At 37.7% G+C, this 23,948-nt stretch carries 13 protein-coding genes; 5 read left to right on the forward strand and 8 right to left on the reverse strand.

The window, feature by feature from the left end; all coding sequences use genetic code 11:
• Nucleotides 1-2: 2 nt before the first annotated feature.
• The 6 genes from cas4 to cas6 are packed head-to-tail and all read right to left on the reverse strand — an operon-like array spanning nucleotide 3 to nucleotide 7,266.
• Nucleotides 3-476, reverse strand: a complete 474-nt coding sequence (gene cas4, locus IB67_RS10110; protein WP_339747200.1) for a CRISPR-associated protein Cas4 — start codon at nucleotides 474-476, stop codon at nucleotides 3-5.
• On the reverse strand, nucleotides 473-3,010 hold the full coding sequence (gene cas3, locus IB67_RS10115; RefSeq protein ID WP_498875311.1) for a CRISPR-associated helicase Cas3': 2,538 nt from the start codon (nucleotides 3,008-3,010) through the stop codon (nucleotides 473-475). The genes cas4 and cas3 overlap by 4 nt, the downstream gene beginning before the upstream one ends.
• Entirely contained in the window at nucleotides 2,985-3,752 is a 768-nt protein-coding gene (cas5, locus tag IB67_RS10120; RefSeq protein WP_339747206.1) for a CRISPR-associated protein Cas5, read from the reverse strand. The genes cas3 and cas5 overlap by 26 nt, the downstream gene beginning before the upstream one ends.
• An 11-nt stretch (nucleotides 3,753-3,763) precedes the next feature.
• Nucleotides 3,764-4,672 carry a type I CRISPR-associated protein Cas7 gene (locus IB67_RS10125; protein WP_339747209.1) on the reverse strand — a complete coding sequence of 303 codons (909 nt, stop codon included), beginning with the start codon at nucleotides 4,670-4,672 and terminating at the stop codon, nucleotides 3,764-3,766.
• Nucleotides 4,673-4,693: 21 nt separating this feature from the next.
• Nucleotides 4,694-6,505, reverse strand: coding sequence for a hypothetical protein (locus IB67_RS10130; protein WP_339747212.1), 1,812 nt, complete (start codon nucleotides 6,503-6,505; stop codon nucleotides 4,694-4,696).
• A gap of 11 nt (nucleotides 6,506-6,516) precedes the next feature.
• A complete protein-coding gene (gene cas6, locus IB67_RS10135) occupies nucleotides 6,517-7,266 on the reverse strand; it encodes a CRISPR-associated endoribonuclease Cas6 (RefSeq protein WP_339747215.1) in 750 nt (249 codons plus the stop codon).
• Between the two features lie 251 nt (nucleotides 7,267-7,517).
• On the opposite strand from cas6, the gene IB67_RS10140 reads away from it, so the two are divergent.
• The 3 genes from IB67_RS10140 (at nucleotide 7,518) to IB67_RS10150 (ending at nucleotide 11,719) form a co-directional block, all read left to right on the forward strand.
• Nucleotides 7,518-8,861 (forward strand): GntP family permease, encoded by a 1,344-nt coding sequence (locus tag IB67_RS10140; protein WP_339747218.1) that lies wholly within the window; start codon nucleotides 7,518-7,520, stop codon nucleotides 8,859-8,861.
• A gap of 82 nt (nucleotides 8,862-8,943) precedes the next feature.
• Nucleotides 8,944-10,203 carry a glycerate kinase type-2 family protein gene (locus IB67_RS10145; protein WP_339747221.1) on the forward strand — a complete coding sequence of 420 codons (1,260 nt, stop codon included), beginning with the start codon at nucleotides 8,944-8,946 and terminating at the stop codon, nucleotides 10,201-10,203.
• A 286-nt stretch (nucleotides 10,204-10,489) separates the two neighbouring features.
• Nucleotides 10,490-11,719, forward strand: coding sequence for an RNA-guided endonuclease InsQ/TnpB family protein (locus tag IB67_RS10150; protein ID WP_498875312.1), 1,230 nt, complete (start codon nucleotides 10,490-10,492; stop codon nucleotides 11,717-11,719).
• Nucleotides 11,720-11,971: 252 nt separating this feature from the next.
• Here IB67_RS10150 and IB67_RS10155 read toward each other — a convergent pair whose 3' ends face one another.
• Nucleotides 11,972-16,780: a DEAD/DEAH box helicase gene (locus tag IB67_RS10155; RefSeq protein ID WP_011994557.1), complete on the reverse strand. Its 4,809-nt coding sequence runs from the start codon at nucleotides 16,778-16,780 to the stop codon at nucleotides 11,972-11,974.
• Nucleotides 16,767-20,489 carry a hypothetical protein gene (locus tag IB67_RS10160; protein ID WP_498875313.1) on the reverse strand — a complete coding sequence of 1,241 codons (3,723 nt, stop codon included), beginning with the start codon at nucleotides 20,487-20,489 and terminating at the stop codon, nucleotides 16,767-16,769. Before IB67_RS10160 ends, IB67_RS10155 begins: the two co-directional genes overlap by 14 nt.
• Nucleotides 20,490-20,898: 409 nt before the next feature.
• Here IB67_RS10160 and IB67_RS10165 point away from each other — a divergent pair, with 409 nt between their 5' ends.
• Both IB67_RS10165 and IB67_RS10170 read left to right on the forward strand, forming a co-directional pair.
• Nucleotides 20,899-23,364: a DEAD/DEAH box helicase family protein gene (locus IB67_RS10165; protein ID WP_339748048.1), complete on the forward strand. Its 2,466-nt coding sequence runs from the start codon at nucleotides 20,899-20,901 to the stop codon at nucleotides 23,362-23,364.
• On the forward strand, nucleotides 23,357-23,947 hold the full coding sequence (locus tag IB67_RS10170) for a class I SAM-dependent methyltransferase (protein WP_339748051.1): 591 nt from the start codon (nucleotides 23,357-23,359) through the stop codon (nucleotides 23,945-23,947). Before IB67_RS10165 ends, IB67_RS10170 begins: the two co-directional genes overlap by 8 nt.
• The last annotated feature ends 1 nt before the right edge of the window (nucleotide 23,948 follow it).

Below are 23,948 nucleotides of genomic sequence, written 5' to 3' on the forward strand. Positions count from 1 at the left end.
TATCAACTCCAGCAAAGAAGTTCAAACGAGCAAGTGCTGCAGTAACTTTTCCTCTCAGGTTTTGGCGGCTTTTCACTTTTTATCAGTTCTTCAATTTCTCTTTCTATGGTCTCGAGCTCTTTTATTTTTTCATCGGATAGTTCGACACGTATTACTTTCTTCTCTTTAGGAATCCTAATTTCGCCGTATTTTATCTTAGCTTCTCTCATGTAAAGAAGCAACTGTAACTCGGCACTTTTTAGCATTCTCGATGATTTTTTCACTTCAACTATAAACTCATTTCCCTTATCTGCAGAAACCACGTCAATGATACCTGAGTCAAGAATTATTTTTTTCCTGCTTCTGGCGTATGACTCTTCATCTACTACGCGCCCTATGCTCATTAAGTCATTATCTTGTTCTCCGATAATCTGATGTGCTAACAACCACGCTTGTCTATTACAAACCAAATAGGCCTGTATTAAAGAACCTGTCATATGAAATCATACTCCGAGGAAAGTTTTTTGTTTACAAATTTTTCGACATCTAGACCCGTGTCATCAGCATAGTAAGATTTATAGTCTTCAGCATAGTAAAATCCACTTTCGAGCTCGTCTTTCAGTAAATCTCTCAAACATTTCTTACCATTAACCTTATAGTTGAACAGAGATACCAGGAACAAATTTAGCAGTTTTGAAAACTCTTTTGCTTGTTTGAAATCTATAGAATGAGATTGGAAAGTCTTCCAAACCAACTTTCCTGATATTATTTCGTCTTTTTCAGTTAGTACATTGTACTTACGAGCCAAAAGTAGTATCGAGGGGAACTGAGATAGTTCTTCTACGCTAATATCAAATGGTATGAAGAGTTGTAGCGAGTCACCATCTATTAGTTTTACTTTCTCGTCTACAGTCTTAAATTTCAATGCTGTGACTTCATCGAATACATCGTGAACGACAATATGTCTTAACTGCTTTTTCAGCAACTCTATGGTTTTATCGTAAAAACTGTCTATGTTGACTTCCTTAGAAGTGAAGTCTTTCAGATTATCTTTTAGTATTTTTGTTCTTGGATCTCCCTTATACACGTAACTCCAACTCTCGTCATTGAATACGTAAAGTTTTGCAACAGCTTTTTTACCATTTCTATTAACGCGTCCGGCTACTTGAATAATTGAATCAAGAAGCGCAAATGCACGAAAGCCTATGTCAAAGTCCAAGTCGACACCAGCTTCTACTGCTTGTGTGGATACCAATATCAACGGGTGTTCGTCATCGTAAGCTTTTATGTGTTCTATAATTTTCTTCTTTCTCAAGTATGGGATTGTTGAGTTCAGTAGAAGTATCTCGGCTGAATCTCCGAAAAGTTCGTTCAAACTTCTATAGAATGATAAAGAATCTTTTATTGTGTTAAAGACGACTAAGCCTTTTCTGTATCTCCCTTCCAGCATTTTTTTAACGACAAATTCAGTCAGGTTTGACTTGTCTGTGTCTAACCATTCGATATCCGTTCGCTTAAACAACACATGCGAAGTAAACTCCTTAGGTGGTGTTAGGTCATCAAAGATTTCTTCACTATCTTCCACAAACTCCTGGAGGCTTGGCAGTGTTGCACTCATGACAATTACCTTTGTGTTGAAGTATTTTGCTAGACTGAAAAAGAGCTTAGACAGTGCATTCCAGTATTTTGGATTGTAAGCTTGTATTTCATCGAGCACAACCACGCTGTTGGCTAACTGATAAAAATTGAAATTCTCGGATTTACTGTTTCTAAAAAACGCATCGAAAAACCCAACGTGTGTTGTAAAAACAAACGGAAAATTCAAGAAAATGGTGTTGTAGTAGTATTTAAGCTCGGTTTCATAAGGCTCTACGGAGAAACTTGACTTTGAATCTTCATCTTTTCGTGTATCAACGAATCCGCTGTCGAATCTGCTAATTGCTTCATGTGGAACAAACTTGGAGAAATAATCAAAAGTTTGTTCTATTATGTTAATAAACGGAAGCACGTAGAAAACCTTTTTTGGCATTTCGCCACTTTTTAGTAATGACCTTATCAGCCGCAGTGATATGTTCGTCTTGCCACCACCTGTTGGTATCTCAACGAAAAACACGTTTTTGTTACTTTTTAAGAATTTTTCTTCCACCTTTGCTGTAATCACACTTCTCAGATGGTTTATGTTAGCTACTTCCTCATGACTCGTCCGAATTAAGTTCTCAAATTGCTCGTCTATACTTCGATTAAAGCTAATTGTTTCGTCCTGAATCTTGCTTTCTATTCTGCTAACTAGGTTGTTTGTTATAACCGAGGGTTCGAACCGGATGCCTTCCATAAAATCAACGGTGGCAAGGAAATCTGAGGTAATCAGTAATGAATTCACGAGCTTGAAGAGTAGGAACATCTCTATGGAATTCAATTTAACGCTTATTTTGTTATCCGTTGTGTTAGCTATGCGTTTTAAATTTGCCAGTAGCCTTTTTTCGACCATTTGAATCAGTTCATTTGCCTCGGTTTCACTGTAGCCATTAAATAAGCTCATGATATACTTTACTCTTTCCTTTTGTACAGAACTGATTTTTTCAGCATTTTCAAATATCATGTCTATATCATCCAAACTGCTGTGATGCTTCAGTACAGCTGTACTTAAAAGCGACAGAACTAAGAGTTCGCGGTCATCAATTTTACTTTGCTGCCTTAAATCTACAAATAAGGAAAGCAAAGTATAAAACCCGATGTCGCTGTGAGTAGCTTCAACCTTTCCATTTTTCAAGCCGTTTTGGAATTCAACAGAAAGTTTTCCAATATCATGCAAAACTACAATTGTCCTTACAAGATTGTACATTTTTTCTGCATCGACATTGAAAAACTCAAATAGCTTAGCAAAGACACTCCTTATGTCGTATGTTGAGACAAGCAAATCAAAGTACATCTGAGTTTCTTTTACATGCTCTAAGAATGTTTCAAAGTGGTTATCTTTTCTGTGTGCATAGGCATTTTCAACACTTTTAGAAAATATAAAAGGTAGTGCCATTACCTTGCACCTTCCAGAAATGTTCCTTTTTAAGTGGTTTTATCTTCTTCTCTGTCAGCATAAATATGTCTTTCTTATATATTCCAAACTCGTCGAAAGCAACCGGTAATTCTTCGAATATTGTTGTACTATAAGTTGGAACTGAAAGAAGACTAAACTCTTCTTCAACTAATTCCGCATCATTTTTTCTAACTAATGAGTTTGTTATTACCTCTGATTCTGCTACTTCCTTCAATTCGAATTCTCCAAAGTTCTCGAAATACGCAAGAAACTCATTCTTACCAAGATATACCGGATACCTCGAATATTCCTTTCTGACCGACTCTTTAAGTTCAAAATATAACTCTCTCTCATCGTCCGTAAAACTATCAAGCTCAGGAACAACTATCCTGTACCTTACAGGTTCAGCAATTATTTGCTCAGTTACCTGGAGAATTCCACCTTCTTCTTTTGATGCCAGACCGTTAGAATTATTATACTTTACAATCGCCTTTTTCAATGGCTTTCTATAAAAAGGAATAATCGATATATTGAAATTCTTTAGTTTATCGTAGAATTCCACAGTTTCATTTGTTTCACCGTTGTCAAACAGTTTATATCCGCCGAGCCCGAGAATTGCTCCGAAAATACCCAAAACAGCAGGTTTGTGGATAAAGTTATATGTTGTCAAAACTATATTGTTTGCATCGTTCTTTTTAAAAAAAGCCATATCACCGGCTATCTCAAAAGAAAACGCTTTCATTTCATGGCACCTCACAAGAGTATGTCAGATACTTTCCAATTATTGGGAATCCCTTTAACTTTGGTGATGTTTTCGTTATAGTAAACTTCAATTTCCTCAATCTCCGATTTGTCTCCTTCAGTATACTTAGAAAGCAGGCTTGCAACACCTGATAGGTCTAATGTTTCATCGTTTTCAATTTTTACTATGTTTTTCATAGTTGGCAAAACAAGCTCAGAATCTTCTTTGAGCTTTACAAACAGTAGTAAAGCATTTTCTGTTCCCATCTTAGACACAGAGTTCAGGTATGTGGCAGACTTTTTCAGTGCTTCTTTCATCAATCTGATATCATCATCGGAAATTGTTATCTTTTCTGGCAGATTTCTTGGATTCAGCACGAAGTCATATACGTAATAAGATTTCAGATTCTTTATCTCATTTCCAAGGGTAGTCTGCGAAGATTCTTTTTTCTCGTTATCCTTTTCCTTGTCCACTCTAAACGGCGAACCTATATCGACAACGTATGGTGTGTTCACAAAATATCGATTCACTCCATAGCTTATTTGCAAAGGACCGGTTATGGAGAGATTATTATCCTTTACAGCGAAGGTTATACCGAAGAATTTCACGTCTATGAAGTTATTAAAGAACTCTTTGATGTTGTCAGCATTAAACCTTTCTTTCCAGTAGTCGTATGTTTCTTCTAAGTTCCTTGGTTTGCCATCATCTCTGAATGTTCGCCAGACAAATACGTTCTGTCCGTTGTCTACCCAGTATTTTCTAACTGAGTACTTCAGTGACTTATCTGTTGCGAAAATTGTTCCATTTTCATCTGGCAACCTTCTTGGATACTTTGTGAAATCTGCATTCCAGTTGCTGTTTTCGCTCCTAAGAATAACTATTCCATAACAGCGATTTGTAAACATCTTTCCATCTGCCATACTAATCCCCCCATTATTCAGTTATTTATCGCTATTTCTATTAGAGCGAGCAGTAGTGAAATATCCCTCGAAGAAGTAGAATTTGTTTTCTCTACTAACTTGCTGATTATCTGACTTACTCAATTTGTTATTGTAATAGCTCAAAACAAGAGAAAAAGCTTTGTTGAACTTATAGTCATCGATATCGATTTTGTGTTTGTACTTATTGAAAAGCTCAACAACACGTTCTAACATAACCGCGGAAGATGAGACGTTTATGAACGGTTCAACAAGTGCGTGAGTCTTTGTTGCCGATTCAGATTGCAAAAGCAGAGAGTACGTTATTTTGCCTAACAAGTAGTAGAATTCATAGTCATTTTCCAGTTCTTCTTTATTCATTATTTCCCTTGCCAAAGTACTCTTTTCCATATAATCACCCCCAAATGCACGGTTTAATCTTTTGTATATATCAAACATCTTGAGTATAGCTTCTAATTTTGTTCTTTCCTCATTTTCTTTCTTGTTCTTTTTCTCAATCTCTCCAGAGCTTTCGAGAAAGGAACGCAATCTCTTTTTAAGTGCATTGTAGAAAATCTCGTTTATAATAGCAAGGTTTAGACTTTCGTATTTTGCTCGATACACAAAATCGAATATCTGTGATCTGTAAGCCAATATATCGCCCTCGTCAGTCGAAGAAAAATAATTGTTTCTCAACTTGCCATCAAAAAGAATATCAAGTTCAGACTCAATATCAAATACCGAAACTTCATCAACAAAGTAGTATCTAAAGTTACTCACATAATCAAAAAATACAAAGTCATCGCCTTCTCGTACAATCAAGTAAAAATCAATGTATTCAAATTCCTTTGCTGCTTCTTTCAAAATATCTCTAAACCTACTTCTTTCTATTCGTTCCCCCGCTTTAAAAAGACTTTTGAGTATATTGATTTCTCTTTCTTCCAACTGTTCATTGACAAAGAGTGGGAAGATATTGATCTTTGAGAGGAATCCGATATAGAAGTCTGCTAACTCAAGACTGCAGTCTCTACACATAAGAGTATTTAGCGATATATTTCTACCAAGGTGGGTAATGAAGGGCTTTTTGTCATTCATATTGTGAAAAACTCCGGGAATTGATAATTCAACACCGCTTTGACCGCAAACATGACATGTTCCTTTGTGAATATATCTGTTGTCTTCCTTTGAGAATATCTTCTTCTTTTTCCATTCCTGATAGAATTTTTCATACATATTTTCCGATACTAACTCACTGGATTCGAAAACAACATAAATAGCATTTGGCCCTACTGTTTTTTTGAATTGCTTTTCTCCTAGCTTTGTCTGGAGTTCATTAAGAAAACTACTCACCTTTTTGTCAATTATTTCAGCCTCTTCTTCACTGAATATCAAACTTTTTATTATTTCCTTTGAAAGCAAGTATGAAAGATCCTTTGATACATCCCTTAGGCCTTTCTCCGAATAGTTTCTTAAGATTTTTTCCTTTATATTTTCTTTGGGTAGATTGAAAATGAAAAGGTTGTAAGAATTTACTCCTTTATTTCCTCCAATGCTTTTATTTCCCTTATCATCTCCAGGAAGCTTCTTTGTGAGCTTCTCAACGTTCAAGAGCACTTTTTTGAACGCATCCTCCACGTCGTTGACGCTCTTGCAAGAGGTAATTTTGTGCTTAACTAATTCGTTGTACACATTGTTACCAGCGACAAAGTATACATCCTTCTTGTTTTCTAATGGAACTATAACGTAAAGCAAGTTGTCAACTGAATCGTTGATTTGACTATCATAAAAGCCACTTTCTTTAAGTTTGTGCGAGAATTGAATCATTTGTTTCAGCACGGTTTTCACCCCTATTCAATGAATCCAAACCCTTGAGAGTTCTTGCTTCCCAGTCCCGCATCGTATACGAATCTCAGTACCTCAGGCTCACCTTTCAGAAGATATTTTCCCTTCCAACCTTCAACAATGTAACGTTTATTTCCAAATCCGTAGTACACAACCTTCTTGTATCTCCTTTCCGCTGTTTCCTTTTCGAACAGCGGAATTATCTCGAGGTTTTTGTCCAGTTCTTGCCTGTAGAAAGCGCTCCATTTATTTCTCAGATTCATGTTCACAAGCTCAGAAAATTCCTTTTCAAATGGCGAGAAGTAAATCGTCTTGTTCCTTCCATTCTCTACATATGTCCTGTGAACTTCAATGGGTGTTAGAGCGGATACTTCTACTGCATCCAAATTTCCGAAATTCTTTTCAACAGAAACTACGCTTGAAACGTACAATTCGTTCTCTCCAAGGCGAAAGTGCTCGTTCTTGAATAAGCCATTCAAAATATCTTCCATTAACACTTTTGCCGGAGATGATATGTAAAAACTAATTTTGTTACCAAAATCAAAAACTTTTATTTTCTTAATGTATCTTCCTTCTTCTAATATCCAAGAGAAACAAAACAGTGAAAATTTCTTTGCACTTCTGAATCCGGCTTCATGCACAAATTCTCTGAGCTTCTTGCTGAAGATGTTGTATATCATAGCTTGCATGTACTTTGTGTATCCTTGAGGTAGTATTACACTTTTTGGCGATACAAACTCCAGTTTCAGCCTCATACTTCAGCTCCCCAACGAACTAAGCTTGGTTCTATTATATCACTTTTTTTAAATAGTAAACAAAATATTCCATAAAACTTACAATAAAAACTTTTATTAGTTACTTTACTTGTCAAGAGCCCTGTGCAAAGTATTTAAGCATTTAATGTTTCCAATTTCAGCTCACACTATATTAAAACTAATCGATTTGCAATTTCTGACAAAAAAGTGATAAAATATCCACAACCACACTTCTACAAGGGGGGAAGGGTATGAGTATTTGGCTACCTATTTTACTGCTGCTCTCGATAGTCTTCATAGTCTACTCAACCGTGCGCTGGAAACTGCATCCGTTCTTGGCTCTCATCTTTGCGGCTTTCTTGTATGGACTACTTGCCAAGATGAACTTGGGCGATATTGTCAAATCTATTACGGAAGGTTTTGGCGGAACAGTGAGCTCCATAGGGATAGTCATAGTTGCAGGAACTGTCATCGGTATATTCCTTGAAAAATCTGGTGGAGCATTCACCATGGCAGAATCGGTTCTCAAAGTAACTGGTCGAAAGAACGTCCCACTTGCCATGAGTCTCATAGGTTACATAGTTTCCATACCGGTTTTCTGTGATTCTGGATTCGTCATTCTAACACCACTGAACAAAGCATTGACAAAAAGAGCCAACCTTTCTCTTGCCACCACGGGAATTGCCTTGAGCTTGGGTCTCTACGCAACTCACACCATGGTTCCACCAACTCCCGGCCCAGTTGCAGCTGCTGGTAACCTCGGCGCAGACCTCGGGTTAACCATACTGATGGGAATGATAGTAGCCGTTCCCGCAATTATCGTTGGTTGGCTATTTGCAACAAAATATGCATCGAAAATACAGATTGACCCAGAACCTGAACTGACCGAAAAAGAAATTGAACAGAAAATGAAAGAAGCGCCGAAAAGCACAATGGCATTCCTGCCAATTGTTCTGCCGATAATCCTCATTCTCCTCAAATCAGTATCAGACTTCCCGACAAACCCATTTGGCACTGGCGGTTTCAAGAACTTCATTGGCTTCATCGGTCATCCAGTTACAGCCTTGATGATAGGTGTGTTAATCTCCTTCCTACTTCCAAAAAAACTCACAAAGGATATGATTTCAATGGGCGGCTGGGTTGGACAGGCGGTCACACAAGCAGGAGTTATAATACTCATAACCGCTGCTGGTGGTGCGTTTGGTAAAGTGCTCCAAAACTCTGGTGTAGCAAATCTCATTGGTGAATCGTTATCAAAAGCAAACCTCGGCATGTGGCTTCCATTTATAATTTCCGCCGCGATAAAAACTGCGCAAGGTTCATCAACGGTTGCACTCATCACAACATCAGCTCTGCTTGCACCATTGATGGAACCTCTTGGCTTAGTTTCACCAATTGCCAAAGCACTCACGGTTGTGGCAATCGGAGCTGGTTCAATGGTCGTCTCACACGCTAACGACAGCTACTTCTGGGTCGTAAGCCAGCTCTCAAAAATGGACGTCAAGACAGGCTACAAACTCCAAACATTTGGAACGCTCCTTGAAGGTTTAACCGCTGCGATAACAGTATGGATAATAAGTCTCTTCGTGATTTAATATATAATGAACATACATGCTCTGGCTTCATGCCAGAGCATGTTTCATATAACCCGTAAACGATAGAACAGGAGGCGATACAATGCCACAGTTAAAAGAACACATCAATGAAATCATCTCATACACCTTGCAGCATATTCTCCCAGACAACGCTGTAAGGCAAAAACTTGAAGAACTGAATATTCAAAAAGATAAAGGAAGAATCATCGTTGTCGCAATAGGAAAGGCAGCTTGGCGCATGGCAAAAGCTGCAAAAGAAGTGCTAAAAGAACGAATTGATAAGGGAATAGTAATTACAAAATACCATCACTCCGAAGGTGCAATAGATGGCTTTGAAATATACGAAGCTGGACACCCGATACCAGACGAAAACACATTGGTCGCGACAAAAAGAGCGCTTGAACTAACAAGCAATCTTTCAGAGGATGACATCGTACTCTTCTTAGTCTCTGGCGGCGGTTCAGCACTCTTCGAAGAACTACAAGAGGGCGTAACACTGCAAGACATACAATCAATAACCCAGCAACTTCTCAAAAGTGGAGCGAATATAGTTGAGATAAACACAATGCGAAAACATTTGTCAATTGTAAAAGGCGGAAGATTTGCCCAGCATGTATATCCGGCAAAAGTAATCTCCCTTGTACTCTCTGACGTACTTGGCGACAGGCTCGATTCAATAGCATCTGGTCCTGCATACCCTGACTCCACAACAACCGAAATGGCGCTGAAAGTAATTGAGAAATACAATATACAAGTTTCAAGTGCAGTACTTAATGCCTTAAAACAAGAAACACCAAAAGAACTCACAAATGTTGAGACGCACATAATCGGAAGTGTAAAAGTTGCATGTGAAAGAGCAATGGAAAAAGCAAGAGAACTCGGCTACAACACATTGCTTCTAACAACCACATTAGACTGCGAAGCCAAAGAGGCAGGCAGGTTTCTAAGTGCAATTGCGAAAGAAATAAAACAAAACGACCTCCCTGTGAAAAAGCCAGCTGCTGTTATCCTCGGCGGAGAAACGATTGTTCATGTTAAGGGAAACGGTAAAGGCGGACGCAACCAAGAACTCGCACTATCATCTGCTCTGGCAATAGATGGAATCGAAGGAATAGCCTTGTGCAGCTTCGGAACTGACGGTACAGACGGACCAACTGACGCAGCGGGAGGAATAGTGGATGGAACGACTGCGTCCAAAATCAGAAACGCCGGTTACAACCCAGAGCAAATGCTCGAAAACAACGATTCATACAACGCCCTAAGAGTCGCTGGCGACCTACTCATAACCGGACCTACGGGAACGAATGTCAATGATTTGATTGTGATGGTGGTGGATAAATAATAAAAAACGTCTTAAGGAATTGTTCTCATTCGATCATAGAGCTTCCTGTAGGTACCTACTAAGAAAGTTGGTTAAGGTGCGGGTATGAAGATGCTCGCACTTTTTTTGTTACATAATTCTGTCTTCAAGAATAATCAAATTAAGGTATAAAGTCTCCGTGACATTTTCTGATGTTCAAACACACAATCAAATTGCCATTACAGATTAATAATGTGCTATAATAATATAAACAGATAATGATAGCAAAAGATTTTTGCACCTCACTGTCTGTACTGGGGGAGGGTCAATGCCTCTAATCACGATAAGAGCTCAGATCCAAGCCGATAAAGAGACTGAGGAAATCTTGAAAGATGCTATGAGATGTGCAACAAAAGTATATAACGGTCTCTTATGGCACTTAAGGGAGGAGCAAAAGCAGACCGGAGCTGTTGATATTTCAAGGAAGAATCTGAACAAAATTTTGAGAAAGCTACCAAGAGCAAACAGCTACTATTCTATGTCCGTGCAACTTACTCGTGACGAAGTTCGTGCAGCATATAAGTCATTCTTTACCCTCAAAAATAAAGGTTTAACGAAACATGATGCGCCGTCTTTCCGACCAAAAGAACAACTATCTCCCATTAAGTACGTGCAAAGTGGGTTTACTGTTAAAGGTGAAGAGGTAACTATCAGTTTAGGTAGGAAACGCAATGATGGGATTGAGAAGGTATCGTTTCGAATATCGCACCGTCCCGACGTCGAATATAAGAATGTTCGTGAGCTTTCTATCATCTACGACAAGGATTCCGGGCGTATGGAAGCCCGTCTGGTGGTAGAAGCTGTGCCACAGCAAAACAATGGAGTTGGAAGGGCGGCGGTGGATATTGGCGAAACGATTCTAATGGCCGCAGCATTTGACGATGGGACTGTAATTCTTTATTCCGGGAGAATGATAAAGTCTGTTAGGAGGTACTGGAATAAAGTAAGGTCGAAGCTTGAAAGAAACTCACGACGGTGGAAAGAAATAGCACATAAGGAAAAGAGGCAAGTTGAGCATCTACTACATATAGCTACATCGCATTTCATAAGAGAGTGCTTGAAAAGAGGTGTTAGGGAAATATCAGTAGGACAGTTAGCAGGTATTCAAGAAAGCACTAATTATAGCAAAGAAATCAATCAAAGACTACACGCTTGGCCTTACAGAAAGCTAGTGCAAATGCTTAAGTACAAGGGAGCTTTAGTAGGTATTTCGGTAAATGATAACGTTGATGAGAGATTCACTTCCATAACTTGTCATGTTTGTGGAAAAGCTTTGAGCTCTAATCGGAAACACAGAGGATTATACTCATGCTCATGCGGCTGGAAGGCTCAGGCAGATGTGAACGCCGCACTTAATATTTATGAAAGAGCCTACAATGTATCTCCAGTTAAGTGGAGTAGTGGCCAAGTGGCGAGGCCCGCGGTCGTGTCATTTCGTTTAGGGTGGCACGGCGTCGTTGAACCAAAGTTCAAGTTGAAAGGCGTATGTGCCTCCTAAAAAATATGCTTCTTTAACTTGAACGTAGGATGCCACAAGTGACTATGAGGGTACTTGACAACAAACTAACATTCCCCGGAAAATCGGACAGATAAAAAATATACTATTAGTTTTTCAAATAGCACAGCTTCGGTACTCTACTGAAGCCATGCCGAGTGAAAACTTTATAAGATAATTTTTTCCGTTCCACTTCCGTGGGCAAGTCCAATTTACAAGCTTCTGAGTAAGCAATACAGTTGTAAAATTAAGGTACTATTCTCCGAGTAACTCTGACAGAAAGTTTATAACATACTTTCTCTTTAAGGAATCATGACAGTATTGGTTTTTGTAGTTTCGTAGACAACCATAACAGCTTGAATCACCGTCTGTACCACCGCATTCGCAGTTTTTAACAATGTTTAGGGTTTCATAAAGTATCTTCGTAAAATTGTCCTCGTTAGCTATTCTTTTGACATGTCCTGCTCCTCCGGGAAAATCGTCAAAGAGAACTAATGCTGGACTCCCTAGAGCACCTTGATAGTAATATAACGTACCATCAATGTCTTGGCGTTCTATTTCTAAAGCTTTACTTGTTCCCTCGATTAGCCCGTACAACATTGATAACCAAAAGGCTTCGTCTGTATTGATGAGCTCTGGGATTTTTATAATACATATGTCGGTCTTGAATTCGTAACCTAATGCGTATCTTTCGAAAGAACCTGTGCATTCTTTGCCATAAGGATTCCTATGAGTTCGAGAATACTTATTATTGTATATCTCTGCATAACCACATTTTTTGCAGACTATAAAACCGCGCATTCCGGCGTTATTTATAACCGCAAGTTTTCCACTTCCTGCTGATATTTGTATAATAAAACCGTTCTTTTCCAAGGTTATTGGTTCGTCAATTTTCTCTTCCTGAGCAAAGTGATAACGCGTGGTGTAAGTTCTTTCGGGTTTTGTCATACTAGGTTTCCTTGGTTTTTCTGATATGAAACCAAATTCTGGGGTTATAAAAATTCCTTTTTGTTTCAGTTTTGAACCGCAATATTTGCATGTATCGAATGTGTCATGTTTTTCTGCTATATCGCTGAAGTATCTCTTACATTTATCACAGATACCGTATCGATATGTTATTGGTTCTCTGTCAGGTAGTTTTTTAATATATCTGCTTGTCCAGAGTTTTCCACCAGCTATGACTTCGCTGTCGGGTGCGTATTCAGATATGGCAATTTTCAGATCTCTTGTGAGCTCAAGCCCCTTTGCCTCATCGCCGTAATGATCTATAATCAACTCGACAACGTCTACTGGAAAGCCATATTTCGGAATCACGTTACTCTGCGAGAGATAATCTATTATGTTCTTATTTTCAAGTGTGTTAATGATTCTGCTTACTTCATCTGCTCTTCTGTGTTGACGATTGTTGGAGTATTCTCTTTCTATGGTTTTTAGTTCTTCTATGTCACTTAATATTCTTCTTTCGGCTTTTGTTAATACACCGTCTTTACCTATAAACTCATTAATCCACTCCCAGTTTTGAATACCTATTTCCATTTGTATGTCTTTTGGAACTATTCTTTCTAATCTCTCTTTCAATTCTTGAGGTTTGTTATGCAGGAATTCTCTCAATACCTCCGTTATAGGTTTATCTTTTTCGAAAAAGTTTTTAACTGTGCCGTAATAATAAGGATTCTCCTTCCAAAATAGCGAGAGTACGACTGAGTGAATGTGTCTTTTGATTATTTTCTCGTTCCTTAATTCAAAATGTGGTGGCTTTATTTTTCCTTCAACCATTCTGAAAGGTTCAGAAAAATGTGAAAAATCGTGTGAACGTGCTTGTGCAAATGTAAGTGCGAAGGCCGTTGATGATATTCTTCGTCCAGCACGTCCTACTCTTTGCACATAGTTTGAAGGGGTGGGTGGGACGTTTCGTAAAAATACGACCTCAAGTTCACCAACATCGACTCCCAATTCAAATGTTGTGCTACAGCTCAGTATGTTTATTTCTCCTTTGTTAAATTTTGCTTGGATTTCAGCAGCGGTGTCTGTGGTAAGTTGTGCGGTGTGTTCTTTCACCTTCATGCTTATCGGAGGTATTGTCAAGAAAAGTTTTCTATAGTGATTATTTTCCAATTCTTCAGAAATATTGATTTCAACTAGTTGCCCATCACAACGATACGATGGGCAAACACCCTGAACATTGTAAATGGATATCTTGTTACATTTTGTACATCTGTAGACCTTGCTGGATTTGTCAACTTCCAGGGGTACTATTTTCCAGTAACTTAAATCAAGGCGATAGCCATTCTTGGGGTCTCCTGAGAGGAAACTAGTTTGTGGAACTAAGAACTTATGCCATATGTCTGAAAGGAATTTTATGGCTTCATCCGTTGTTTTTTCTTCTCCCTTTACAGCGGCTAGGCGCATCAAAAAGTCTACCCTTGAATTGATTTTGTTTTCATAAGGAATCCAACTTAGCACTTTTTTCGTTCGCTCTTCATTTCCTTTAACGTATTTAAAACAAATATCTTTATTCAGTGGTGCAAAGAACTCGTCATTACGATCTACAATGTCGGGAAATTTCACAGCACCATATTTTCGTATGGTATCGAGCAATACGAATAGAAGATCATTTGCTTCGTTTTCAGTTAGCTCTACGAACTGTTTGCGTAAAGCTGGTGGAAGTTGATTATTCGATAACAACGGCTTAAAACTTAATACCCCTAGACTGGTTAAACTTGTTTCTCCGCCACGTTCCAAAAATTCATTAAGAACATACTTCCATGCAATTTCCTCCAATTCCTGGGGACTGTATTCTTTAAAGATTCCAGATTCTTGCATTATTCTTTTAAGATACCTCGCAAGATCATTTATTCTCCACTCATTCTTAATAATCTCATCCGCAAATCGTTCAATAGTCATTGCTAATAGTCGTTTTTGTAGTATTAGATTGTATGAATTCTCTAAATATACGGAGAAGAACGCAGCATCCTGTCGGCTATCCGAAAAGATCAACATTCTCTTTTTAGTTTCTGCAGAATTTGGTACTGATGGGACATACCATCCATCATCTGAGTTCAGCTCTAATTTTGGATTTTCTCTCTCGCCGGTATGTTGGTAAAGAGCTGTGGCTAAAACACTTGTTGCAGCCTCACTTCCAAGGATCAATCGTCTGACAATTGATGAACTGGGGTTAATGCTGCCGCATGCAGGACACTTATGAATGATTCCTTCACGAGTTGAGGCCTTGATAACTTTGACGTGGTATTGAGTTCCACAACTGCAAAATTCTCCACTTTCGTTCGCCTGTCTTATGGCACCACATTTTCCACAAAGAATGTACTCATTGTCGAGATCTTCTTGTTGTTCGTTATTGTCTAACAATATCATTTCATCCTCGTTATCCGGAGCAAGGGATGTTGTTGGTACTAGGAAGAATTTTAGACTCTTCATGTCTTCGAAAAATCGTTTGCCAGGCTGGTTCAGATACAACAAGTTATCCCTTGTATTGAGCTCACCTACTATGTAAAGTGAGTTACATTTGGAACAGGTGGCAATCTCGAAACACCGGAACTCTTTGTCATCAGTCCACTCTCGCCTATTTAAGTAAAGTTTTATTTTCGGAAATAGTGATATGAACCCGCCTTCGAGCGCACGTATAAACAGATGATACCTTACAGGAAGGAGTGGTTGCGAATTTTCATCCAGTTTGGCGTTGCTTGCAACATGCACTAAGGCTGACAAATTTTTGTAATTGAATTCATCGTTATCGGATGTAAATATTCTTCTCGCCATGTCCTCAAAATACTCAGGCTTTTCCTCTATTATGTTTTGAAGCTGAACAATTCTTTTATCATCTTTGAGGACTAGATACAAAAACTTCTGCCAATTGTCTTCACAGTTGTTTCTTACGTTCTCAATCACATACTCAGGAATTCCATGTTTCTTTCCTTCAATTATTAGTTTTTCAATAACTAAATTTTGATTACTTTCATTTTCAATAATTTCTGACCAAGCCGCATAGAGGGATTCTTCCGGTTCACCCCACGGTTGACTAGAAATATTGAGCTTTTTCTTCTTACCTGTGATAATATCTTGTCTCTTTGGATCTGTTTTAATCCACTCAAATTTTTCGTCAAACAGTTGTTCAGCGAACTTTGCTACTTCTTCGAATTCTTCGTTGTTTTCACTTGCAAGTGTTGCACTTGTTCCTATGCATTGAATTTTTTCTTTTTGACCTTTAGTTACTCGATCCTTTAATCTTCTAAGCAGCATTGAGAACTCGATGCCTTTTGAGCCTGAATAAATGTGAATTTCATCTACGACAATGAATTTCCATTCAGAAGCGTGTTTTCCATCAAAAAATACATTATCGTCAGGTCTTAGGAGTAAGTATTCAAGCATTGCATAGTTTGTTATTAGAATGTGAGGAGGTTTCTTTTGCATCATTTCCCTGGATAACAGTTCATTCACTAATCTATTTTCGTTAGGATTCATTTTTTGGAATTTTTCTATAGCTCTAGATTCAGTGCTTTCCGTTTCCCCTGTGTAGCTACCAAAGGTTATATCTGGATAATTCTTCAAGACTTGACGTAGGCGCTTTAGCTGGTCGTTAGCTAGTGCATTCATAGGATACAGGATGAGTGCTCTTACACCGGGAGTAAGCCGACCAATTTCTTTCTGTCTCATAAGGTAACTCAGAATTGGTATCAAAAATGACTCAGTTTTTCCACTTCCTGTGCCTGTTGAAATTATGACATTTCTCTTATCTACTACAATTTTTCTTATTGCTTCTTCTTGATGAATGTACAGATGTCTGTCAAGAGGCAAGGCATTAGATGAAAGTTTAAGAAACTCTCGTGAAAGGATACCTTCTTCGATTAGTTCTATTAGCTTCTTACCTGTTTCAAATGGTGGTGTTGCCTCTAAGATGGGGCCTTTAACAAATTTTTTCTTATTTATTAGTTCGCTTCTAAGTTGTTCCCTAAGTTCAGGGTCGTTAAATGAAAACGTAGTTGTTAAATAATCAATGTAACGATTTACAACTGTCCGTGTTGTTTCAATTGGATCAAGCCTGTGCATGTTCTTCCTCCCTCAGAGTTATTAATAAGCCGTCAGGAAGTATGACATATCCTTCTTTGTTACACTTTTCATGCTCTCTGTGATCAGAAAAAAGGCTCTTACATTTTTTGCAATACATAATTCCATCGCCTTGTGAATCTTCAATCTCGGTTATTCTGAACTTTCCGTTCAATAGGCTATTCCAGTTAACTGTAAAGTTCCAAAAGGAATTGTCAAGAATGTCTTTCCTTTGTTGACTGCAGAGTCGTCCCCTAAATCTTCTACCAGTTAGCGAATCTTCTACTAGTGGTTCTATGTCCTGTATCCAGTATTGAGCATTTGTTGGAAGTTCTTCGCTTTCTGATTCAACTCCTTCAATATCCAGAATTCTGATTCTTTTGATTCCTTTTACAACTTCTTCTATAATCTTTTTTGGATTTACGAGTTGAACGATGAATGAACTTCTTATAGATGGTTCCATACCTGAATCTCTCCAGGGATCCTCAATTTCGAATTGAAAAACATATTTCCCTGGTTCGATCTGCTCCAGATAATTCTCGAAGTTTAATGCGTATTCTCCGTCTTTGATTTTCCAGCGCCATTCCGGAAACTCTTTATTTAGCTTTCTAATAGACAAAACTCTGTCTGTTGCTTTTCCCAAATCTTTCCATTGGATATGTAGAACAGGAGGGTTATCTGTAGAAATTTCTATTAAGAAGCTCTTAACTTCCCACAGCAATCGTATATTTGCTACTAGTACTTGCCCTATTATGTTCTTGTTTTCGTCTTTAAAACCCAAGTATAACCCAGTGGTAGTAACTTTTTCCTGAGAGTGGAGTTCATATAGAATATCAGTCATTTCCTGAAGGTTAAACTTGACCACATCATCACCAATTCTTTTTCCTGTTATGTAAAAGTCTGTAGACCCAAGGTAAAGAAAAGGTTTCGTCTTAAGTAAGTAGGATGGGAGTTTAACTTGAAAGCTTCTTAGGTCATCAAACCAAACTTCCTTTGGGGTGGTCGTCCATTCTTCGTCTTCTGAAAACTTCCAATTTATTCTTGGAACGTTGAGGTTAAATGTGGTTTCGTAAATCATTTTTGCTCTATCAATCGAATTGTAGAATTCAACTGTGAGGTTCACGTTTTCTCTCTGACGATCTGTTCGAAGGATTTTAACTAAATCGCTGCCCTCAAGTTGTACGTTCTTGTCTATGTCAGTAACTTTGAAGGGTATATCAGACTTTAATAGAATTTCACTGTCAGATTCATTATTGTTTGAGAAATACCTTTCTAAGCTGACAGTTAAATTTGGGACTAAAACAAATTCCTGATTCCAAATAGGAACCATGTCTTTTATTAATGACAACCTAAAGGAACCATACATTTGCTTTGTTAGTAAACTTAGTGGAATTTCAATTGTACGACCTGCAAAGCCTTGGCCAATGAGTTCTTTTACTGGTTTGGATATAACTTGACCCGTTTCATCAACAAGATTTATATAGTATAATCTTATATCTTCATCTTTTCTGATAGAGAAAACAAAGCTTGGACTAAATGTAGAATAGATTTGTTTTCCGTCCAGGCTTATCCATTCGACTATCTTAACTCCGTGTAATTGTGGTTCAGTATTTATCATTCTTTCTAGTCTTCCAAAGGTCTTACCATCCTTTTCTAGGATTATTGATTCAACGTCTCTCAGATTAAGGCAAGTATATTCATAGTCATTCCATCCAGCAATAAGTTGTTCCCTTTCAATAACAATATCGGGAATCACTTTGCATCCTGCTTTTGTTACTAAATAGATGGTATCGTACTTTTCCGGAATTTCATCACCAATAATAAGTTTCATTTCCGGGCTAAATAGCATATAATCTCGGTTAAGTTTGAGCACCCATTTTTTTATTTCAATGTGAGAATCCATATCTTCTATCAAGAATTCATAGTTTTCACATGGTTTAGCTAAATGCTCTATGATAGCTTTGGTGCGATACATGTCACCAGCACGTCGATAACGTAGTTGCTTTGTTCCAAGTATAATATTGTCACCCTTTATCTTGAATTCCCACGTCCCAAGTTTATCGCAATCGCATATTACTTGCTCCGGTAAGATTACTTGTATACTTTTGCCTGTTGGGTCAAGTCTCATGGTGGGTTTTCTAAACCGGCTATGTGGTTTATCACTCTCTTCGTATAAGTTTTCATCTTCTTGATAACGATTGAAATTCCTGGTGGTTCGTACAATGTACCTTACAGTGTTGGTCATGGCTAAACTAAGTTTTTGCTCAAGCGATTCTTTTATTCTTGTTTTTAACCTGCTTGGTAAATTAATATCTTCAATTCTTTCACTTCTCACTATCCTCTTTAACAAATTGAGACTTTCGTAAATGAATCTCTCTGCAACTTCCCTACCCTGGAGTATGAAGATTCGAACAGGCTCAGGAAGTAAACTCAATAGATTGTTTGTACGAATGTTGATAAGCTCATGATTCGCAATTTCATTTTGAATACTTTGAAGCTCTTCTTTAATCAACTGCATATTCATTTCATAGTTAAATATCACAGGTAGGCAATTAGTCATATCATGCAAATCTTGGTGAGAATAGCGTTGTAGTATCTCTTGTTCTAAGTCGTTTATTTTCTTTCTCAGTTCTTTTTGCTTTTCTAAGAACTGGAGTCCTTCGATGATTTCGCCTGGATATACATTTTTAAGCTTTTCTTCGAAATCGCTAAGGCTTTCTGCTCTTTTCTTGCTTAATTCCTCCCTCAGATTTTTCAAAACTTCATTGGCAATTTGATTGTTAATGTTTACAAGGTCTATAATGCTTTTCGAGCTTGTAGACATTCTAACAAACTTAAGGTTTGTTGCTTGCGTGTTATCTTTGATATACTCTTCCATAATGAGCAAGCGTTTAAGTATTTCGAGATCTAATTGTTCTATTTTCATGCATAGCTCACTTTTTTTGCTGAAAATCTCGAGAATTTCATTAATTTTGCTGAACAGGTCGTCAAAGTCTTTTTTCTTCTTTATATAATCGTTGAGATTTGCTATCAACTCATCTACCAATTGTGATTGTGATAATGCCTTCCTTAATTCTGTCAGCTTTCCAAGGGTTTCATATAGTGGAAACAACTCCAAAGTTCGAGTAAGTTTTGCTTCACGTTCTATCAATTCTTCTAAAGTATTTCTTGCCATCAGATTTTGAGATTCTCTTCGCCATTGTTCGACAATTGGTTGGACATTTGCAAAAGACAAGTCATCTCCTGATAATTCTTTCTTATAAAGATTATAGATGAAATTGAAATAGTCATCTATATATACGTTTGCAACACATCCATGTGCCAACACTGGTGTGACATATCGTAATCCTCCAGTGAAAAACATCATATCATGTTGTCTTAAGGTGCTTAGGAAAATTTCACCCAGCTTTCGTTGAACAGCTATCTCTTCGAAAGGTATGTTGAGAACCTCGTAAACATGTGCCCAAAAGTTTCCATTATATTTTAGGATTCCGGTCCAGACGAGAAATGTTGAAATAGCAAGGGAACCGGTAGAAAACTCTTCCACTTCGAAAATACATTCTCTGATTATTTTAGTAATGCATGTATAATCTTCCTCGTCGAAATCAATGAGCCCAAATACTTTTGGTTTACTTTCGGAGTTTAATATATCTTCAAAAAAATGTTCGAGCTCTTCTAAAGTTCTAAACCTATCCAAGGATAGTATGCTCATAAAATCGCACTCCTCATGTGTCTTATAACAATTATAACATATTTGTATGTTTTTTATGTATCGAATAAATTAACTTTATCTGGCCTCATAACACACGCGATGTCTTTTTAATAGCTGCGAGTGTAAAGGAAACCTGTTTCTTAAAAGGATAGTTTTAATTGTAAAAAAGCGTAAGAGTCTCGACTAGGTGACGTAAAAATAATCCTACAAATTTTATAAGACGTTCCTGATGGATTGGTATAAAGTTACTTGTGTTATTATTTATTATGGCTTCTGTTATATAATATTTTTGTACCTCAGAATTTAAGTCAGAAGGGTTTGGTAAATCATGGTCGAAGACAGTCGGAAATTTAGACAACCTTATTCAACAAAAAGCCTGCTTCCATCGTGTTTCATCGGAGGAAACGATTTGTTTTTGAAAGAAATCAGCGAGACTATATTAAAGGCTATTGAGATAGATATAATTGTTTCGTTTGTTCTCAAATCAGGTGTTGAGTTGTTGCTTGAACCGTTAAAGAAAGCAAGTTCAAATAGTGCAAAAGTGCGGGTGTTAACGAGTACTTATTTGAATATAACCGAACCTTCCGCACTTGTTCTCTTGAAAGATTCTCTTGGTGACAATTTAGATTTGCGGGTCTTTAAGTATGAAGATAAACATTTTCATCCGAAAGCGTATATTTTTGAGTTCACAAATGGCGATGGAGAGCTCTTCGTTGGGTCTTCAAATATTTCCAAGGATGCTCTGACTGGTGGTATAGAGTGGAATTATAGAATTTCAAAAAGCGCAAATCCTGAACATTTTGAGTATTTCAAGAAAGCTTTCTTTGACTTGTTTGAAAATCACAGCGTCTTAGTCGATGATAAGTTCATCGAGCAATATGCTGAAAAGTGGGCAGCCAAAAAGTCTGACTCCGAGTATGAAGGTTTGAAAAATTTGGAAAAGGATATTTACGTTTTTGAGTCGGATGAATGTGAAACTAATTTGGAGGAAATGGAAGGTATTGAACAAAGTAAGTCTGAGCTGTCCAATTTACCCATCATTCCTAACGAGGTTCAGCAGGAAGTTTTGAGGGAGTTGAATAATACAAGAGCAGAAGGATTCACAAAAGCGCTTGTCGTTTTGGCTACAGGGGTTGGGAAGACTTTCCTCGCAGCATTTGATTCTATGCAATTCAACAGAGTTCTTTTCATTGCACACAGAGAGGAGATACTAAAACAAGCGAAGAGCACGTTTGAGAAAGTACGCCCAACATCTCGCATGGGCTTTTTCACCTCTTCAGGGAAAGATACAGATGCTGATATCGTTTTTGCTTCTGTGTTCACAATTGGCAAAGAAGAATATCTGAACGATGATTACTTCCCGCCGGACTATTTTGACTACATAATAATTGACGAGTTCCACCATGCTGCGGCTGAGAGTTACAAAAAGCTCTTGAGTTATTTCAATCCTAAGTTCTTGCTTGGCCTTACTGCAACACCTGAAAGAATGGATGGTAAGGATGTATTCGAAATATGCGACTACAACGTTGTGTATGATTTAAGGCTACCGGATGCCATTAATAGAGGATACTTAGTTCCTTTCCACTATTACGGAATCTATGATGAAACCGACTTTTCAAAGATTCCAATTATAGACGGTCATTACAAAGAAGACGAGCTTGAAAAAGCATTAATGCTCCATAAAAGAGCTGATTTAGTGTTGCAAAAGTATGTAAAATATGGTAGAAAGCGGGCAATAGGTTTTTGCGTTTCTCGAAACCATGCCGAATACATGGCTGATTACTTTAACAAGAACGGTGTAAATGCATGTGCCGTTTACAGCGGTGAACAAGGTAGAAATGCTCTTCCAAGATGGGAAGCTATAGAAAAACTCAAAAATAGAGAAATAGATGTGATTTTCACCGTAGACGTCTTCAATGAAGGTGTCGATATTCCTGAGATAGAAATGGTCATGTTCCTAAGACCTACAGAATCTACTACCGTTTTCATCCAGCAACTTGGGAGAGGTTTGAGAAAAGCTAAAGGTAAGAAATACTTGATAGTGCTCGATTTTATAGGCAACTATAAGAATGCTGTTCTTGTTCCGTTTATACTTACACAGAAAGAGTACGATATTAGCTTGCTGAGAAGAGAACTTGATACAAAAAAACTAAGCGAAGTACTGGAACTCCCCAAAGGTTGCGAAGTTGAATTTGAATTCAAAGTTGTTGACCTCATTAGGAAGATGGCAAAAGAATTGCAGCAGATAGAAGAAATCATCTTTAACGAGTATCTTAGAATAAAGGAATTCTTGGGTCACAAGCCTTTGAGGCACGAGTTCTATAAATATGTAGAAAAAGTTGTATATAACAACATACGTAGAAACTCGAAACTGAACATCCTGAGAGATTATATTGCGTTTCTTAACAACCACGGAGAGCTCGATGAAAATGAAAGAGCTATTTGCAATACTATTGCTCATAGGTTTATAAACTTCATAGAGACTACTAATATGACAAAAAGTTATAAAATGCCAGTTTTACTTGCGTTTTATAACAATGGAAACCCGAAATTATGCGTAACTTCAGATGATATTTATATGAGCTTTAAGGAATTTTATTCCAATCCATCCAATGCTGTCGACTTAAAAATGCACAGCTCCACGAGAGATTTTGAAACATGGGGAAAAGATGAATGGGTGAAGCTTTCAAGAAAGACCCCTGAGCATTTTCTTGAGCAAACACACGGAGAATTCTTCAAGAGAAAAGGTGAGCTGTTTTGCCTGAATGAAGAACTTGCGAGGTTCTTTAATAATAAAGCATTTATAGAACACTTTAGAGATGCAATTGAGTACAGGACAATAAGGTACTACAAGGAGAGGATAAAGCATGGATAGAACGCTGGATTATTACAATAAGAACGCGAAGAAGTTTTTCGAGGATACAATAAACGTCGATATGAGCTTTTTGTATCAGATGTTCTTAAAATACATCCCAGCCAGAGGGAAGATTCTTGATTTGGGTTCTGGTTCGGGAAGGGATACAAAATACTTTCTGGAACGAGGTTTTTCTGTTGTTGCTACTGACGCTTCGCCTGAGATGGTAAAGATATCGACCGAATACACAGGAATCCAAACACTTCACATGAGTTTTGATGAGCTGAACTTTGTTGAAGAATTTGATGGTGTCTGGGCTTGTGCATCGCTTTTGCATGTTAAGAGAAGCGAAATAGATGATATCCTATACAAGATACGCCGAGCACTCAAGCCTAATGGAATACTCTATGCTTCTTTCAAATACGGTAACAAAGAAGAATACAGAGAAGATGGAAGGTATTTCAACTACTACGACGAAGATGCTTTTTCTGAATTGCTGAAAAATCATCCATACTTCAAGCTCTTAGAAACCGCAATCACAACAGATGTAAGAAAAGACAGGGCGAACGAAAAGTGGTTGAATATCATACTCAGAAAGAAATGAA

This window comes from Fervidobacterium riparium (assembly GCF_025370035.1).
Taxonomy (GTDB): Bacteria; Thermotogota; Thermotogae; order Thermotogales; family Fervidobacteriaceae; genus Fervidobacterium; species Fervidobacterium gondwanense.

Bases quoted from the DNA above. Each gene is read 5' to 3' on its own strand.
- cas6 (WP_339747215.1), bottom strand. From the start codon at position 7,266: ATGAGGCTGAAACTGGAGTTTGTATCGCCAAAAAGTGTAATACTACCT.
- IB67_RS10160 (WP_498875313.1), bottom strand. From the start codon at position 20,489: ATGAGCATACTATCCTTGGATAGGTTTAGAACTTTAGAAGAGCTCGAA.
- cas4 (WP_339747200.1), bottom strand. From the start codon at position 476: ATGACAGGTTCTTTAATACAGGCCTATTTGGTTTGTAATAGACAAGCG.
- IB67_RS10155 (WP_011994557.1), bottom strand. From the start codon at position 16,780: ATGCACAGGCTTGATCCAATTGAAACAACACGGACAGTTGTAAATCGT.
- IB67_RS10170 (WP_339748051.1), top strand. From the start codon at position 23,357: ATGGATAGAACGCTGGATTATTACAATAAGAACGCGAAGAAGTTTTTC.
- IB67_RS10125 (WP_339747209.1), bottom strand. From the start codon at position 4,672: ATGGCAGATGGAAAGATGTTTACAAATCGCTGTTATGGAATAGTTATT.
- cas3 (WP_498875311.1), bottom strand. From the start codon at position 3,010: ATGGCACTACCTTTTATATTTTCTAAAAGTGTTGAAAATGCCTATGCA.
- IB67_RS10145 (WP_339747221.1), top strand. From the start codon at position 8,944: ATGCCACAGTTAAAAGAACACATCAATGAAATCATCTCATACACCTTG.
- IB67_RS10140 (WP_339747218.1), top strand. From the start codon at position 7,518: ATGAGTATTTGGCTACCTATTTTACTGCTGCTCTCGATAGTCTTCATA.
- IB67_RS10150 (WP_498875312.1), top strand. From the start codon at position 10,490: ATGCCTCTAATCACGATAAGAGCTCAGATCCAAGCCGATAAAGAGACT.
- cas5 (WP_339747206.1), bottom strand. From the start codon at position 3,752: ATGAAAGCGTTTTCTTTTGAGATAGCCGGTGATATGGCTTTTTTTAAA.